This is a genomic window from Microbispora sp. NPDC046973, from assembly GCF_040644495.1.
In the GTDB taxonomy this organism is placed as follows: domain Bacteria; phylum Actinomycetota; class Actinomycetes; order Streptosporangiales; family Streptosporangiaceae; genus Microbispora.
Genome location: NZ_JBEYWQ010000022.1, coordinates 109,586 through 125,216, shown reverse-complemented (window position 1 = coordinate 125,216; position 15,631 = coordinate 109,586). Strand labels below are relative to the sequence as shown.

Annotated in this window: 14 protein-coding genes; 3 read left to right on the top strand and 11 right to left on the bottom strand. The window is 72.3% G+C overall.

The features are described 5' to 3' along the window. Positions 1 to 12 precede the first annotated feature (12 nt). The 6 genes from ABZ860_RS31965 to ABZ860_RS31940 form a co-directional block, all read right to left on the bottom strand. Positions 13 to 1,968 carry a prolyl oligopeptidase family serine peptidase gene (locus ABZ860_RS31965; protein WP_357227192.1) on the bottom strand — a complete coding sequence of 652 codons (1,956 nt, stop codon included), beginning with the start codon at positions 1,966 to 1,968 and terminating at the stop codon, positions 13 to 15. Positions 1,969 to 2,021: 53 nt separating this feature from the next. Continuing rightward, positions 2,022 to 2,759, bottom strand: a complete 738-nt coding sequence (locus tag ABZ860_RS31960) for a transporter substrate-binding domain-containing protein (protein WP_357227189.1) — start codon at positions 2,757 to 2,759, stop codon at positions 2,022 to 2,024. 79 nt (positions 2,760 to 2,838) lie between these two features. After that, a complete protein-coding gene (locus ABZ860_RS31955) occupies positions 2,839 to 3,717 on the bottom strand; it encodes an amino acid ABC transporter permease (RefSeq protein WP_357227187.1) in 879 nt (292 codons plus the stop codon). After that, positions 3,714 to 4,385 (bottom strand): amino acid ABC transporter permease, encoded by a 672-nt coding sequence (locus tag ABZ860_RS31950; RefSeq protein WP_346226624.1) that lies wholly within the window; start codon positions 4,383 to 4,385, stop codon positions 3,714 to 3,716. The genes ABZ860_RS31955 and ABZ860_RS31950 overlap by 4 nt, the downstream gene beginning before the upstream one ends. 33 nt (positions 4,386 to 4,418) lie before the next feature. Further along, positions 4,419 to 5,252: a glutamate ABC transporter substrate-binding protein gene (locus ABZ860_RS31945; protein WP_357227183.1), complete on the bottom strand. Its 834-nt coding sequence runs from the start codon at positions 5,250 to 5,252 to the stop codon at positions 4,419 to 4,421. Between the two features lie 44 nt (positions 5,253 to 5,296). Beyond that, on the bottom strand, positions 5,297 to 6,052 hold the full coding sequence (locus ABZ860_RS31940) for an amino acid ABC transporter ATP-binding protein (protein ID WP_139576152.1): 756 nt from the start codon (positions 6,050 to 6,052) through the stop codon (positions 5,297 to 5,299). Positions 6,053 to 6,226: 174 nt separating this feature from the next. On the opposite strand from ABZ860_RS31940, the gene ABZ860_RS31935 reads away from it, so the two are divergent. Further along, complete coding sequence (locus ABZ860_RS31935) at positions 6,227 to 6,871, top strand: hypothetical protein (RefSeq protein WP_357227180.1); 645 nt, start codon at positions 6,227 to 6,229, stop codon at positions 6,869 to 6,871. A gap of 18 nt (positions 6,872 to 6,889) precedes the next feature. Here ABZ860_RS31935 and ABZ860_RS31930 read toward each other — a convergent pair whose 3' ends face one another. The 3 genes from ABZ860_RS31930 to ABZ860_RS31920 all read right to left on the bottom strand — a co-directional run bounded on the left by ABZ860_RS31930 (position 6,890) and on the right by ABZ860_RS31920 (position 11,115). After that, complete coding sequence (locus ABZ860_RS31930; protein ID WP_357227177.1) at positions 6,890 to 7,528, bottom strand: response regulator transcription factor; 639 nt, start codon at positions 7,526 to 7,528, stop codon at positions 6,890 to 6,892. Continuing rightward, entirely contained in the window at positions 7,500 to 9,566 is a 2,067-nt protein-coding gene (locus ABZ860_RS31925; protein ID WP_357227174.1) for a sensor histidine kinase, read from the bottom strand. Before ABZ860_RS31925 ends, ABZ860_RS31930 begins: the two co-directional genes overlap by 29 nt. A gap of 133 nt (positions 9,567 to 9,699) precedes the next feature. Then, positions 9,700 to 11,115 carry a HAMP domain-containing sensor histidine kinase gene (locus tag ABZ860_RS31920; RefSeq protein WP_357227171.1) on the bottom strand — a complete coding sequence of 472 codons (1,416 nt, stop codon included), beginning with the start codon at positions 11,113 to 11,115 and terminating at the stop codon, positions 9,700 to 9,702. 331 nt (positions 11,116 to 11,446) lie between these two features. Here ABZ860_RS31920 and miaB point away from each other — a divergent pair, with 331 nt between their 5' ends. Beyond that, a complete protein-coding gene (miaB, locus tag ABZ860_RS31915; protein ID WP_357227236.1) occupies positions 11,447 to 12,895 on the top strand; it encodes a tRNA (N6-isopentenyl adenosine(37)-C2)-methylthiotransferase MiaB in 1,449 nt (482 codons plus the stop codon). A 25-nt stretch (positions 12,896 to 12,920) separates the two neighbouring features. Here the strand turns inward: miaB and ABZ860_RS31910 are convergent, their stop codons facing one another. Further along, the gene (locus tag ABZ860_RS31910) at positions 12,921 to 13,088 is read right to left on the bottom strand and encodes a hypothetical protein (protein WP_357227169.1); all 168 of its coding nucleotides are present in this window, start codon (positions 13,086 to 13,088) and stop codon (positions 12,921 to 12,923) included. Positions 13,089 to 14,002: 914 nt separating this feature from the next. Here ABZ860_RS31910 and ABZ860_RS31905 point away from each other — a divergent pair. After that, positions 14,003 to 14,953 (top strand): ribonuclease Z, encoded by a 951-nt coding sequence (locus tag ABZ860_RS31905; RefSeq protein ID WP_357227166.1) that lies wholly within the window; start codon positions 14,003 to 14,005, stop codon positions 14,951 to 14,953. Here ABZ860_RS31905 and ABZ860_RS31900 read toward each other — a convergent pair. Further along, positions 14,926 to 15,630, bottom strand: a complete 705-nt coding sequence (locus tag ABZ860_RS31900; protein ID WP_357227163.1) for a class III extradiol dioxygenase subunit B-like domain-containing protein — start codon at positions 15,628 to 15,630, stop codon at positions 14,926 to 14,928. The two genes, ABZ860_RS31905 and ABZ860_RS31900, sit on opposite strands and share 28 nt — an antisense overlap. Position 15,631 lies beyond the last annotated feature (1 nt).

The following is a 15,631-nucleotide window of genomic DNA, read 5'->3' as shown; positions in this document are numbered from 1 at the left end:
GACCGGCCCCGGTCACCGGAAGATCTGCAGGTAGAACGACAGCTCGGCGGCGAGGGCAGCCGCCTTGGTCTCCAGCCGCCGGAACCCGTGGGCCTCGCCCTCGAACGTCAGATAGGTGCAGGGCACCCCGCGGGCCATCAGACGCTCCGCGAACGCCTGCGACTGGGCCGGCGGCACGACCGGGTCGGCGAGCCCCTGCATGAGCAGCATGGGACAGTTCACCTGGTCGGCCCGGGCCAGCGGCTCACGCTCGCCGTACCGGTCCTCGGGACCGACCAGCCACTCCACATACCGCGACTCGAAGTCGTGGGTGGCCGCGACGAGCGGCCCGAGCGCGCTGACGCCCGCCACCGAGACGCCGCCCGCGAAGACGTCCGACGCGCCGCAGGCGGCCATGACCGTCCACCCGCCCGCGCTCGCCCCGCGTACGGCGATCCGGGCGGGGTCGGCGAGGCCCTCGGCGGCCAGCCACTTCGCCGCGGCGACCACGTCCTCCACGTCGGTCACGCCCCACCGGCCGCGCAGGCGCTCGCGGTAGGCCCGGCCGTAGCCGCTGGATCCGCCGTAGTTGACGTCGAGCACGCCGATGCCGCGGCTGGTGAAGAAGGCCTTCTCCAGGCTGAGCTCGCTCGTCGCGTGCCCGGTCGGCCCGCCGTGCACGAAGACGACGTACGGCGCGCCGCCCTCGTCCGCCTGTTCCGGCGGATACAGGTACGCGTGGACGCGCATGCCGGGCCCGGCCTCGAAGTCCACGGCCCCGAACTCCACGACACAGGGAGCAGGGAGGACGTCGGCGGGAACGTCCTCGATCTCCCGCCGCAGTTCCTCGGCGCGACCGGTGTCGGCGGTGCCGGCGGCGCGACCGGCGTCACCGGAGCCCTCGGCGGCGTCGATCCGGACGACCGAGCGCGGCGCGCCCGCCCGGTAGCCGAGACCGACGAGCACGTCGCCGTCCGCGTCCAGCACGGGCGCCCACCCCGCGAAGGGGACGTCGAGGTCGGCCAGCGTGCCCGTCTCGGGGTCGAGGACGCCCAGGCGCAGGTCGCCGCGCCCGTGCAGCACGGCGAGCCGCCCATCGCCCAGCACGGCGTACGGCAGGCCCCCGAGCTGCCACAGCGGCCCGGCGAACTCCTCCTCCGCCGGGCAGAGCGCCTCGCACGACGAGCCGGAGATGTCGGCCCGGTAGAGGTTCCACCAGCCGGACCGGTCGGAGACGGCGTACAGGCGCCGCTCGTCGCACCACCGCGGCGCGAGGACCGACTCGGCGGGCCCGCCCATCACCGTCCACGTGGCGCCGTCGGACAGCCGCGTGACCCGCAGCTCGGTGCCGGTCCACGGCATGTGCGGGTGGTTCCAGCAGATGTAGGCGAGGTGCCGGCCGTCGGGGGACGGGGTGGGCGAGGCGTAGAAGTCACTGCCGGTGACCTGCTCGGCGACCTCGCCGGCCCCGGTCGGCTCCACGGCCACGATCGAGCGAGTGACCTTGGCGTCCTGGTGATGGCGTTCCCGCACGCACCACACCCGCGGCCCGTCCGGGCCGTCCTCGACCCGCAGGTCGGCGTAGCGCAGCGCGCCCGGCGCGTCGGGCTCCGGCGTGACCGGGCGGGGCGGCTCCGCGCCCGGGCCCGGCTCGCCGCCGGCGCGGGACCGGGCGAGGTAGAGCCGCTGGTCGGGATGGTGCGCGAAGACGATCCCGTGGCCGGGGACGACGACATAGGACCGTCCGCCGTACTCGTGGACGCGTGTGCGGGCGTCCCAAGGCGCGGGAAGCAGGTCGGTGAGGACGCCGTCGGTGGCACGGTGGACGACCGTACGGCGGCCGCCCTCGGCGGGGCGGTCCTCTTCCCACCACGTCTCCCCGCCCAGCACGGTCGGGAAGCCGAGCCGCAGACCGGCGCGTGCCACGTCGGTGGTGGAGATAGGCGAGGGCCGTGGCGAGAACGACCTCGGGCCAGGCGTGGGGGGCATGACCGCATCCTGCCGGACGAGCCCGCTCCCGGGGGCGCGAATGCGGCAACGCGTCAGTCGAGGGACGGGGGAGTGGTGTAGCGGGTGGCGAGCACGCCGAGCTGGTCGATGACCGTCCGCTTCCAGGTGCCGTCCTCGAACATCCGGCGCAGCGCCTCCTCGACCTGGTCGCGCAGCGCGGCCGTCCCGGTGGCGATGCCGTACTTCTCGGTGGCCAGCGACCTGCCGCTGAACCGGAATCTGCCGGGATACTGCGCCGACAGCCCGGCGAGCACGGGGGCGTCGGCCACGATCGCGTCGGTCCGGCCGGAGGCCAGCAGCGGCGCGCAGGCCGCGGGCAGGTTCGCCTCGGCGAGGAAGAACTGCCGCCATCGGGTGCCGAACCTCTTCACGAGCGGCTCGGCGGATTCCCGGGTGGCGCAGACGCGTTTGCGGGCGAGGTCGCGCGGGCGGCGGATGGACAGGTCGTCGGCCCGCACGAGGACGTCGGTGCTGGTGACGAGGTAGGGGCCGGCGACATACCGGGAGCCCGGCGGGCCGGTGGCGCCGACGACGAGATCGGCCCGCGCGGTGTCGAGCGTGTAGACGACCTGGTCGTCACGGTAACCGAGCGCCCTGGCGACATACTGCGCGACCTCGATGTCGAAGCCGCTGTAGCGCCCGTCGGGGAGCCGGGTGACCAGGCCCGGCTGCCCGGGACGCACGCCGACCACGAGCATGCCGTCGTTCCCGCATCCACCGGACAGGAACACGGCCGCCAGGACGCCGACCACGGCAACGCCACGCCACACGCGCTCAATATCGAGGTCGCGCGCGTCCCTCCGCCAGCAGCGACACGGCAAAGCTCCCTTTACCCGCCGGCTGTGCAGGTCAGCGCATCAGCGCGACCTCGCCGCCCGCGGCGGCCTCGGCGGCGGCCGGGTCGGCCGCGACCTTGCGGCTGCGCCTGCTGCGCCGTTCCAGCCAGGTGGCGAGGTAGCCCAGCGCCAGGTTGATCGCGATGTAGACCGCCGCGATGACGATGACCGACGGGATCAGGTTGGCGTAGTTGGCCGGCACCACGCGGGCGCCCGCGTTCAGCAGGTCGGCGTACGCCACGACGAACCCGAGCGCGGTGTCCTTGAGCAGCACCACGAGCTGGCTGACGATCGCGGGCATCATCGCGGTCACCGCCTGCGGCAGCAGGATCAGCCGCATCACCTGGTTCTTGCGCAGGCCGATGGCCGATCCCGCCTCGGCCTGACCGCGCGGCACGGCGAGGATGCCCGCGCGCACGATCTCGGCCAGGACCGACCCGTTGTAGACCGTGAGACCGAGGACCACGGCCGCGAACTCGGTCACGACCAGCCCGGCCAGGCTCCCGCCGTACTGGGCGAAGAAGATCAGCATGAGCACCGGGACCGCGCGGAAGGCCTCGACGACCACCGCGGCCGGGATCCTCACCCAGCGGTGGTCCGACAGGCGGGCGATGCCGAACACGGCCCCGAACAGCAGCGCGAGCACCGCGGCGAGCGCGGCGGCGACCAGCGTGTTGAGCAGTCCGGGCAGGATCAGCTCGGTCCAGGTGTCGGCCCGCAGGAACGGCTGCCACAGCTTGCCGTCCCACTGGCCCTTCTCGTCGAACTTCGTCCAGACGAAGTACGCGACCAGCAGCAGGACGACGCCGAACGCGAGGGTCAGCGCGTTGTTGCGCAGGCGGGCGCGCGGGCCCGGGACGTCGTAGAGGACGGTGGCGCCGCGCTCGGTCATCGGACCACCGCCAGGCGCCGCGCCAGCCGGCCGGACAGCAGGTTCAGGGGGAGGGTCAGCACGACGAACCCGGCGGCGAAGCCGAGGAAGATGGGAATGATCGCGTCTCCGTGGGCGTCGAACAGGTTCTTCATCCGCAGCGCCGCCTCCATGACGCCGATCGCGGCCGCGACCGTCGTGTTCTTGACCAGCGCGTTCAGCAGGCTGCCGAGCGGCGCGATGACCGTGCGCACCGCCTGGGGGAGGATCACCAGGCGGAGCGTCTGCAGGAACGTCAGCCCGATCGCCCGGGCCGCCTCCGCCTGCCCGAGCGGCACGGTGTTGATCCCGGACCGCACGACCTCGCACACGAAGGCGGAGGTGTAGGCGGACAACCCGATGATCGACAGCCAGAAGCTGTTGAGCGACAGGTCGTCCCGGGAGAACTGGACGTTCATCACCGTGCCCAGGCCGAGGCCGCAGAACACGATGATCAGTGTGAGGGGCGTGTTGCGCAGCACGTTGACGTACAGCGCGCCCGCCCCTCTCAGCACCGGCAGCGGACTGACGCGCATGGCCGCCAGCACGATCCCCCAGACCAGCGAGATCACCCCGCTGACCACCGTGAGCTTCACCGTCAGCCAGAACGCGCCGAGGATGACGGGAAGCTCGTCGACGACGGCCTCCACCGCCGGCCTCCTTCCAGTGCCGCTATCGGTGCTCTAGTACCGCTCGACGGACGGCGGCGTGGTGAAGTACTTGCCGAACTCGCCGAGGTTGGCGTCGAGGGCCTTGCGCCAGCTGCCGTCCTTGAAGAACTTCTCGATCGCGGTGTTGATCGCGTCGCGGCCGGCCTTGTCGTCCATCTTGATGCCGATGCCGTACTTCTCCTCGCTGAAGGGCTGGCCGATCAGCTTGAACTTGCCGGGGAACTGGGCGGCGAACCCGGCGAGGATCGTCGCGTCCGTGGAGATCGCGTCGACCTGCTTGTTCTCCAGCAGCGGCAGGCACGCGCCGTACCCCTGCTGCTGGGTGAGGTTCTTGGACTCCCACTCCGCGCCGAACTTCTCGGCGAGCCGCTTCGGCGACGACGAGCCCTGCGCGCCGCAGACCTTCTTGTCCTTGAGGGACTCGACCCCGGTGATCGAGGTGTCGTCGGCGCGGACGAGGATGTCCTGGCCCGTCACCAGGTACGGCCCGGCGAAGGAGATCTTCTTCTTGCGCTCGTCGGTGATGGAGTAGGTCGCCACGACCATGTCCACCTGGCCCTGCTGGATGAACGGCTCACGGTTGGCCGACTGGGCCTCCTTGAACGTGATCCCGCTCTCCGGCACGCCGAGTTCCTTGGCGACGTACTTCGCCACGTCGACGTCGAACCCGCCGTAGCTGCCGTCGGGCTTCTTCAGGCCCCAGCCCGGCTGGTCGATCTTGATGCCGACCACGAGCTTCTTGTCGTTCTTGGCCTTGTCGACGATCGAGTCCGCACCGGAGTTGCCGCAGGCCGTCAGGCCGGTGGCCAGGGCGGCCAGCGCGAGCAGGCCGGCTCCGAATCGCATCCGCGTCACCTTTCGCTTCTTGTGGAGCTTGTCGTGAGCTGGGATCAGTGAGTGAGGATCTTGGAGAGGAAGTCGCGGGCGCGCTCGGTGCTCGGCTGGGTGAAGAACTCCGAGGGCGACCCCTCCTCGACGATCTGGCCGTCCGCCATGAACACGATCCGGTTGGCCGCCCGGCGGGCGAAGCCCATCTCGTGGGTGACCACCATCATCGTCATGCCGTCCTTGGCCAGGCCGGTCATCACGTCGAGCACCTCCTGGACCATCTCGGGATCGAGGGCCGAGGTGGGCTCGTCGAAAAGGATCATCTTGGGGTCCATGGCCAGCGCGCGGGCGATGGCCGCGCGCTGCTGCTGGCCGCCGGACAGCTGGGCGGGATACTTGCCCGCCTGCGAGGCGATGCCGACCCGTTCGAGCAGTTCCATGCCCCGCTGCTCGGCCTGCTGCCGGGAGACCTTCCGCACCCTGGTCGGGCCGAGCGTGACGTTCTCCAGGATCGTCTTGTGGGAGAAGAGGTTGAAGGACTGGAACACCATCCCGACCTCGGACCGCAGGCGGGCCAGAGCTCTGCCCTCCGCGGGCAGCTCCCGCCCGTCGAAGACGATGGTCCCGGTGTCGATCGTCTCGAGGCGGTTGATCACCCGGCACAGCGTGGACTTGCCGCTGCCGGACGGGCCGATGACGACGACCACCTCGCCCCGGCCCACGCTCAGGTCGATGTCCCTGAGCACATGCAGAGGACCGAAATGCTTGTTGACTCCCTCCAGCCTGACAAGCGGGTCGGAACCACTGATCTCCGTCATGGTCAACAACGTAGGGGGGTCAATGCCGCGTAGTCACTATCGAGCCGGTACCGAATAGATCACATCCCGGCTGCTCAGGACATCACTCCCGGTTTGCCCGTACCGTCTGCCCCATGCGGCCCGGGACGCGGTCCCGGTTGGCTCCTGCCGACCTCTCGTCGTGTAGGAGCGCAGATGTTGAAGAATCCGGATCTATTTCGGAAGACCGTTGCGGCGGCGGCCATGCTGACGTGGCCCGTCCTGCTCGGCCTGGCCTTCCTGACCTCGCCGCCGGGCACCGAGCACGATCCCGCCGTGTTCCGCGCCAGTCCGATGCAGGTGCAGGCCAGCGCGCTGCTGTTCCAGTGGGCCACCGCCTGCCTGGTCCCGGTGATCCTCGGGCTCGCCCACCTCCTCCGCACGCGGGCGCCGCGCACCGGCAACATCGGCGCGGCCGTCGGACTGACCGGCGCGGTCACCGCCGCCTGCCTGTTCATGACCGACTTCTACGACCTGGCGCTGGCGCTCACCCTTCCGGACGCCCCGGCCGCACGGGTGACCGAGGTGGCCGGCGCGCTCGGCGGGTTCGTGTACGGCATTCTCCTGCCGGGCTTCCTCACCCACGTGGGCCTGCTGGTGCTCCTGACGGGGCTGGCGGCGGTGCGGCGGGCGCCGTGGTGGGTCCCCGCGGCGGCGCTCGCGGGGACCTGCGGGCCGTTCCTCACCTTGGGGCAGCCGCCGGCCGTTCAGGCCATCGGGTCGCTGTTCCACCTCGCCGCGTTCGGCGCGGTCGCGCTGAAGGTCCTGCGCATGCCCGTGGACGACTGGCGGGCCGCCTGAGCCTGCGCCGCCCGCCCGTTACAGGCCCGACTCCCTGACCCGCATGATCGCCTCGGCCCGGTCGGCCACGCGCAGCTTCGCGAAGATGCTCGACACGTGGTTGCGCACGGTCTTCTGGCTCAGCCCGAGCCGGGCCGCGATCTGGACGTTGGTCAGATGGCCGGCGACCAGGCCCAGGATCTCCCGTTCACGCGGGGTGAGTTCGGGGAAACTCGGCTCCGGCTTCCGGCCGAGATCGGAGAAGTAGCCCATCAGCCGTCCGGCGAGGGCCGGGCCGAAGATCGCCTCGCCCTCGGCCACGGCCCGGATCGCACGCACGAGCTCGGCCCGCCGCGCCCCCTTGAGCACGTATCCGCGGGCCCCCGCACGCAGGGCCGCGAGGACCGCGTCGTCGTCGTCGGCCATGCTGAGCACCAGGACCCGCACGTGCGGGTTGTCCCTCGTGATCCGCTCGGTCGCGGCCACCCCGCCCATGCCGGGCATGGCGAGGTCCATCAGCACGACGTCGGGCTGCACGCGGGGGAGCAGGGCGAGGGCCTGCTCGCCGCTGGCCGCCTCGTCGGCGACCTCCATCTCCTCCACGGGCCGCAGCAGCGCGCGCAGCCCTGCCCGGAAGGCCGCGTGATCGTCAACCAGCAGCACGCGGATCGGCTCCATCGCCCGCCTCCCGTCTCGTGTCCTGCGCCGTGTTCTCGGCTGTGTTCTCCGATGTGTTCCGCGCCGGCAGGCGGGCCAGCACCCGCGTCCCGCCACCGGGCCGCGGGCCGATCACGCAGGTGCCGCCGAGCTCGGCAGCCCGCTCGCGCATCGACGCCGTGCCGACCCCGCTCCCGCCGCCGTCCGCCTGCGGCTCGCCGCCCTCGTCGGCGACCTCCACCTCGAGGACGCCGCCGCCGGCCATGCCGAGCCGTACGCGCACCCGCCCGGCCCCGGCGTGACGGCGCGCGTTGGCCAGCGCCTCGGCCGCGATCCGGTACGCCGCCACCTCGACGGCCGCGGGCAGCGCCGGGAGAGATCCGTCGACCTCGACGTCGATCTCCACGCCGGGCAGCCGGGCCGCGTGCGACCTGATCGCCCCGGCCAGCCCCAGCGTGTCGAGGGCCGGTGGCCGCAGCCCCTCCACCAGCGTCCGTACGTCGGCCATCGCCGTCCGGGCGTCCGTCATGATCTCTTCCAGCATCGCCAGGGCGTCCGGGTCGGGCACCAGGTCCTGCACGGCCTCCGCGCGCATGGTCAGCGCGGCCAAAGTCGGGCCGAGGCCGTCGTGCAGGTCGCGCCGCAGCCGCCGCCGCTCCTCCTCGCGGGCCGCCACGAGCCGTTCACGCGAGCGCTGCAGGTCCGCCGACAGCCGTACGGCGTGCACGGCGATCCCCGTCTGGCGGGCGAGGTCGGCGAGCACCCGGCGGTCTCTGGCGCCGAGCCCGCTCTCGCCCGGGCGCGGGGACAGGACCAGGTCGCCCACCGGTTCGCCGCGGTGCACGAGCGGCAGCCGTACGGCGCCGGGGGAGGGCACGCCGTAGGCGTGGGTCGGCCCTCCGGCGACCTCGACCGCGACGTGCGGCAGGCGCAGCGCCTCCGCCACCGACCGGGCCGCCGCGGCCAGCACCGCACCCGGCTCCGCCGCCTCCTCCAGGCGCCTGCCCAGCAGGGCGAGCGCCGCGTACGGATCGTCGCGCCTGCCGTACATCACCAGGTTGACGGCGCGTTGCAGCCGCTCGCGCAGCGGCGCGAAGACGAGGGCGACCACCCCGGCGGCGGCCACCGACACCGGCAGCCCGTCGGCCGCGCGGAACACGGCGCCGAGATAGGTGACCACGAGCACGTAACCGCCGAACACGCACCCCGACAGCAGCACGTAGACGAGCGTGCGGTTGATCACGAGGTCGATGTCGAACAGGCCGTGCCGCAGCACCGCCACCGCGGCGGCGGCCGGAAGCAGGCAGGCCGCGAACGTCCCCATAAGCTCCCAGAACGGGCTGGTGATGGGCCAGATGGAGCGCGGGTCGCCGTCGGACAACCCCGCGGCCAGCCGCCCCGCGACGATCAGCCCGGCGAGCCCCGCGGCGTACCCGAGCCACTTGAGCTGGACCCGCTCGTCGGCGTCGCCGCGCCCGGCCCGGCGTACGAGACCGGCCGCGCCCGCCACGAACAGGGCACCCGTGAGCCCGGTCGTCAGCGGCTCGACGAACGGGGCGACGACGGCGAGCGCGGGCACCCCGAGGGGGTTCGGCAGCGGCATGCCCCACCCGAGCTGGTGGCTGGGGCCGGGCAGCAGGGCGCTCAGCGCGGTCGTCGCGGCGGCGATCGCGGCGAGCGCCCACAGAGTCGCCCGCCACCCGGGCGACGACGGCCGTCCCGACGGGAAGAACGCCGGCACGGCGGCGACAGACAGGTTGGCGGGGACCCACAGCCACGTCTGCGGCCAGGCCAGCGGGGTCGCGAACGGCAGACCGGCCAGCGCGTAGTGCCCCGTCGCGTCCAGCAGCGCGAAGCACAGGCCGCAGGCCGCCATCAGCCACCCGACGGCGTTGCCCGGACGTTCGGCGGTGAGCAGACCGCCGACCAGCGCGCAGGCGGTGACGAAGAGGAGGTGGCTCTGGGCGAACAGCCCGGCGCCGTTGCGGTGGCCGACCACCAGGGCCGCGACCACCAGGAGCAGGCTGAGCACGCAGATCGCCCACGCCGTACGCCGCACTGCCCGCCTCCTTCGCGCCTCAGGCGCGAGCGCCGAATCGGGCTCAGGCTAGCGACCGAAATGCCCAGACGAACAGGACGATGTCCCAGGACGTCTTATCTCGCCGGCTCACCACGGGACCGGCTCGATCGGCTCATCGTGGGACCGGGGAACTGAAAAGGCCGGCGTGACCGGCACGATGCTCGCTCCGGCCGGTGATCTGGGGCGCCTCGCGGACGGGGAGGCGCAGGACGAAGCGTGCTCCCCTTTCGCTGTCCCGGATGGTCAAGGTGCCCTGATGGGCTTCCGCGATCTCCCGCGCGATCGCCAGCCCCAACCCGGTCCCCCCTGAGTCCCGGTCGCGTGAGGCGTCCAGCCGGGTGAAGCGGTCGAAGACCGTTTCCCGGTGTTCCGGGGCGATTCCGGCGCCGTCGTCGAGGACCTCCAGCGTCGCCGTCGGCCCGTCGGCCCGCACGCTGACGGTGATCTGCGAGGTGGCGTGCCGTTCGGCGTTGTCGAGCAGGTTCACCAGGAGCCGGGTGATCCGCAGCCGGTCGCAGTCGACGAGGACGTTGCGCTGGAGATCCCTCACGATCTCCATCCGGTAGGTGCGCCGGTCGAGCTCGTCGCCGACCAGCTGGCCGAGGTCGGTCGCGCGGAGGTCGAGGGGGGCGCGGGCGTCCAGTCTGGCCAGGGTCAGCAGGTCGGTCACGATCGCCTGGAGCCGGTCCACCCCGGCGAGCACTGCCGTGGTCATCGTCGGCCAGTCGGTGTCGTGCGGATGCATGAGGGCCTCTTCGAGCTGCGTCCGCATGGCGGTGAGGGGGCTGCGCAGGTCGTGAGAGGCGTCCGAGGTGAACTGCCGCAGCTGCTTGTACGCGCCTTCGAGCCGGTCGAGGGTGTCGTTCACCGTGCCGGCCAAGAGCTTGATCTCTTCCTGGTTGTTGCGTGCCACAGGGACCCGGCGGTGGAGATGGGTGGCGGTGATCTCCGCCAGTTCCGTGCGGATGGCGTCCACCGCGGTCATATCCCTTTTGACAACGTGGAAAGTCCCGGCCGCCGTCATCGCGGTCGTCAGCAGGGACATGCCGATCGCGAACGTCAGCGCCGCGGTGTTCCCATACCAGGGGACCGTGGGCACCGCCACGTAGAGGAGCCAGGGCCCGTCCGGCTGATAGACCTTGTACGAGAAGACGGTCATGCAGCCCTTCAGCCCGGCCGGAGGGCACAGCACCCGCTCGGAGTGCACGCTTGTGCTGGTCGCGTGGAAGGTGGCCATCGGGGGCTTGTGGAGGAGTTGCGGCGTCGCCGCGACGACCTGGTGCTGCGTGTCCAGGACCTGGATCGCGATGTCCTTGCCGGCCGGCAGCACAGGGGGGAGGAAGCTCTGCCTGATGAGGGGCACCACGCGGTCCCACGCCCCGGTGACCCGAGCCCGGGACGCGTCGGCGTCCTTGCTGCCCACGACGAAGAGGAACAGGACGCTGACCCCGGCGCACACCAGCGCCGCGACGGCGGAGTAACCAACCGTCCTGCGGGCGAGAACGGATGATCGGTTCCAGTTCATCATCGGTACAGGCCAATCGGTGGGGAGCGTGGTCTGATGCCTTCACCAGAGCACCACATAGACATGAATGCTTCAATAAAACGAGATTTTCGCTTTTCCCAAGCCTGGGTAATGGCAGATGCGAGCCCTGGTCATACGGCGGACGCGTACCCTTGAACCGGTCCACACCCGGCCGGGGCTCGGCGCGCGGTGACGCCGCCGCCCGTACGCGACCGAGTGCGCGATGGTCCGGTACGGGCGGGGGTGGGAAAGCGCCTACCCTTGTAGTGCGATGACTGCGACCACACAGACTGTGACGACACAGGGCACCGAAGGCGCGGCCCGGACCTATGAGGTGCGGACCTACGGCTGCCAGATGAACGTACACGACTCGGAGCGGCTGTCCGGACTGCTGGAGGACGCCGGATACATCCGCGCGGCCGAGGGGGACACGCCGGACGTCGTCGTGTTCAACACCTGCGCCGTACGCGAGAACGCCGACAACCGGCTCTACGGCAACCTGGGCCACCTGCGGCCGATCAAGATGGCCCGCAAGGGCATGCAGATCGCGGTCGGCGGGTGCCTGGCGCAGAAGGACCAGGGCGAGATCGTCCGCCGGGCCCCCTGGGTGGACGTGGTCTTCGGCACCCACAACATCGGCTCGCTGCCGGTGCTGCTGGAGCGGGCCCGGATCGCGGAAGAGGCCCAGGTCGAGATCAAGGAGTCCCTGGAGACCTTCCCCTCCACGCTGCCGAGCCGCCGCGAGTCGGCCTACGCGGCCTGGGTGGCGATCTCGGTCGGGTGCAACAACACCTGCACGTTCTGCATCGTGCCGTCGCTGCGCGGCAAGGAGAAGGACCGCCGTCCCGGCGACATCCTCAGCGAGGTGCGCACCCTGGTCGACCAGGGCGTCCTGGAGATCACCCTGCTGGGCCAGAACGTCAACACCTACGGGGTGGAGTTCGGTGACCGGCTGGCGTTCGGCAAGCTGCTGCGGGCCTGCGGCGACGTCGAGGGCCTGGAGCGGGTCCGCTTCACCTCGCCCCACCCGGCCGCCTTCACCGACGACGTGATCGCCGCCATGGCCGAGACGCCGAACGTGATGCACCAGCTGCACATGCCGCTGCAGTCCGGCTCCGACCGCGTCCTCAAGGCCATGCGCCGGTCGTACCGGTCCGAGCGCTACCTCGGGATCATCGAGCGGGTCCGGGCCGCGATGCCGGACGCCGCGATCTCGACCGACATCATCGTGGGCTTCCCCGGCGAGACCGAGGAGGACTTCCAGCAGACCCTCGACGTCGTGCGGCAGTCGCGCTTCGCCAACGCGTTCACGTTCCAGTACTCCATCCGCCCCGGCACCCCGGCCGCGACCATGGACGATCAGGTGCCCAAGGCCGTCGTCCAGGAGCGGTACGAGCGCCTGGTCGCCCTCCAGGAGGAGATCTCCTGGGAGGAGAACAAGAAGCAGGTCGGCCGCACCCTGGAGGTGCTTGTCGCCGAGGGCGAGGGCCGCAAGGACGACGCCACCCGCCGCCTGTCCGGCCGGGCCGCCGACAACCGTCTCGTCCACGTCGCCGCCGCCGACGCCCGTCCGGGCGACATGGTCACGGTCGAGGTGACCTACGCCGCGCCGCACCACCTGGTGGCCGACAAGGTCCTGTCCGTACGGCGGACCCGCGCGGGCGACGCGTGGGAGGCGCGGCAGGCCGCCCCGCAGCGGGGCAGTGCGGTCAGCCTGGGGATGCCCGCCATCGGCCGTCCCGCTCCGCTGCCCGCTGAGCCGTCCGCCTGCTCGGCCGTCTGACGCGCCGCGTCCCGCGGCGGCCGGGTCACCCGCCGAGGCTGCGCAGGACCTCGTAGCAGTAGGCGCGCCGCAGGTCGTCGTCGAACCGCAGGCAGGGGTCCTCGATCCGGGTGCGCGCCGCGCCGTCCGCTCCGGCACGGGGCACGGTCGCGGCGCGCGTGCCGGTGTCCCGGGCGGCCGCGTCCTCGGCCACGCCGTTCTCGGCTGCTGTGTCCCCGGCCGCGGAGCCTCGTGCGGCCGGCTTCGGGGTATCCGTCGGCGTGCCGTGGGCGGGCCGCGGCCGATGCGCCTCCCTGGTCCCGGCACGGCCTGCCGTACCGGTGGAGTCGCCTGGGCCGCGCCGGGACGACGAGACCGGTGAGGGCGGCCGCGGACGAGAGGAGGGGCCCGCCGTCCGAGTAGGGCGCGCGGACGATCGCGACGCTTCGGCCTCGTGACCGGGCGGCAGCGCACCGCGTCGACGCACCGGTTGTCCTCTCTCCGGTTGACCCTTTTCCGGACCGTGCCCCGGATCGTTTTCCGGATCGTTTTCCGGGCCGTCTCGCATGGCCGCTTCCTCCGTCTTCTCCCGGTGCTCCGCCGCGCGCTCCGGTTCCGTTTCCGGCCGCTCGGACGCGGGTTGCCGTGGGGCGGTCGTCGGTGCGAAGAAGGGGCCGGCGGCGGGAAAGCCCGGCGCCGGACGTGCCGGCGGCGCGCCCAGGTCGGCGGCCACCGGCCGGGCGGCGGAGGGCGCCGGGTCCCGGGCGGGCAGGACGGCCAGGACGACGCCGAGCCCGGCGAGGGCGGTCACGCCGATCACGCCCGTCAGGGCGAGGACGGGATGACCGTCGCGCCGGTGCCGTGGGGTGGGGGAGAAATCCGGCAAGGTCGTGTTCTTCCATGCGGCGGTCGGTTGTTTCCGATTTCTCAGTCTGCCCGCCGAGCGCGAATTCCCGCGGTGGTTCCGCCGATTTCCGGGAACTCCAAATACACCGCCCGGCCATTATCGTAAGAAATATCGTGAATAATGGTGAGTGGCTCCCAGGGCAGGGGAAAGGCCGCGCATGACGGGGTTTCCGTCAGGGCGGGGCGGGGCCCGATCGCCGGACACGGCTTAGCATCGGCGGTGTGTCCGTTCGTGAGCTGGTCGTCCTCGGCACCTCGAGCGCGGTGCCCACCCGTCACCGCAACCACAACGGCTATCTCCTGCGCTGGGACGGCGAGGGATTCCTGTTCGATCCGGGGGAGGGCACCCAGCGGCAGATGCTGCACGCCGGGGTGAGCGCCCACGACGTCACCTGGATCTGCGTCACCCACTTCCACGGCGACCACTGCCTGGGGGTGCCCGGCGTGGTCCAGCGGATCGCCAGGGACAAGGTGAGCCACGAGGTGCGGGCGGCCTATCCCGCGAGCGGCGAGACGTACTGGCGCAGGCTGCGCAACGCGTCGGCCTTCGCCGACACCGACGTGATCACGCCCCGCCCGGTCTCCGGCGAGGTGGTCCGATGGCCGTCGGGCCCCGTGACGCTGACCGCGCGGCCGCTGTCGCACCCCGTCCAGTCGTACGGCTATCGCGTGGACGAGCCGGCCGGGCGCCGCATGCTGCCCGGGGAACTGGCGAGGCGGGGGGTGCGCGGGCCGATGATCGGAGAGCTCCAGCGGCACGGCTCGCTGACGATGCCGGACGGCTCCACCGTCACACTGGACGAGTGCAGCGCCCCCAGGCCGGGACAGAGCGCGGCCTTCGTGATGGACACCCGGGTGTGCGACGAGGCGTTCGCCCTGGCCGACGGCGTCGACCTGCTGGTGATCGAGTCGACGTTCCTGTCGGAAGAGAGCGCGATGGCCGCGCAGTACGGGCACCTGACGGCGGCGCAGGCGGGTCAGATCGCGGCGGCCTGCGGGGTGCGGCGGCTCGTGCTCACGCACTTCTCCGAGCGGTACACGGCGGCGGACGAGCCGCGCTTCGTGGACGAGGTGCGCAAGTCCTACGCGGGGGACGTCGTGACGGCGCGCGACCTCATGCGGGTCCCCGTGCCGAAGCGCGCGGACTACCAGGTCCAGCGGGCGGCGAAGTAGCCCACGCCGTACGGCGCGTCGTCGTACAGCAGCTCGGAGGCGGCCGGCGGGGGCGCCCCCTGCGCCGCGCCGCCGAGGACCTGGAAGGCCGCCCGGCCCGCCGCCCACAGCTCCCGCGCCTCGTCCGGGTCCAGGCCGAGCAGACGACCGGTGTCGCCCGAGGCGAGGGCGCCGGCGAGCATCTCGTCGTACGGCACGGCGTCGGGATGGATGTAACCCGGGGCCTTCTCGGTGCGCCTGGCCGAGCCGTCGCCCATGACCAGCAGCGCCACCCGCCGCTCCGGCTCCGCCAGCCGGCGGCCCAGCGCGGCGCACTCGGCGGGCGGCGCGTCGAATCCGACCGCCTCGAACCGCAGCGCGGGCAGGTCGCCTCCGGAACCGCGTGCCCGCTCCAGCAGCCAGCGGCCGATCGTGAGCGACAGGGGCAGGACGAGATCCCCCGGGCCGACCCGGACGTCGGGGCCCCACGGGCGCAGCGTCCCCGCGGCGTCCGCGGGGAATGACGCGGTGACCTCCGCGCCGCCGGCCACGGCCAGCACGTCGGGGCGGGCGTCCAGGAGCGAGCCGACCGCGGCGGCGCAGGCCGCGCGCAGATCGTCGAGTTCGGGCGCGGCGGCCCCGGCGACCTGCGGGACGAGCAGCGGAGGATGCGGGCAGACGGCAGCGGCGACCAGCACC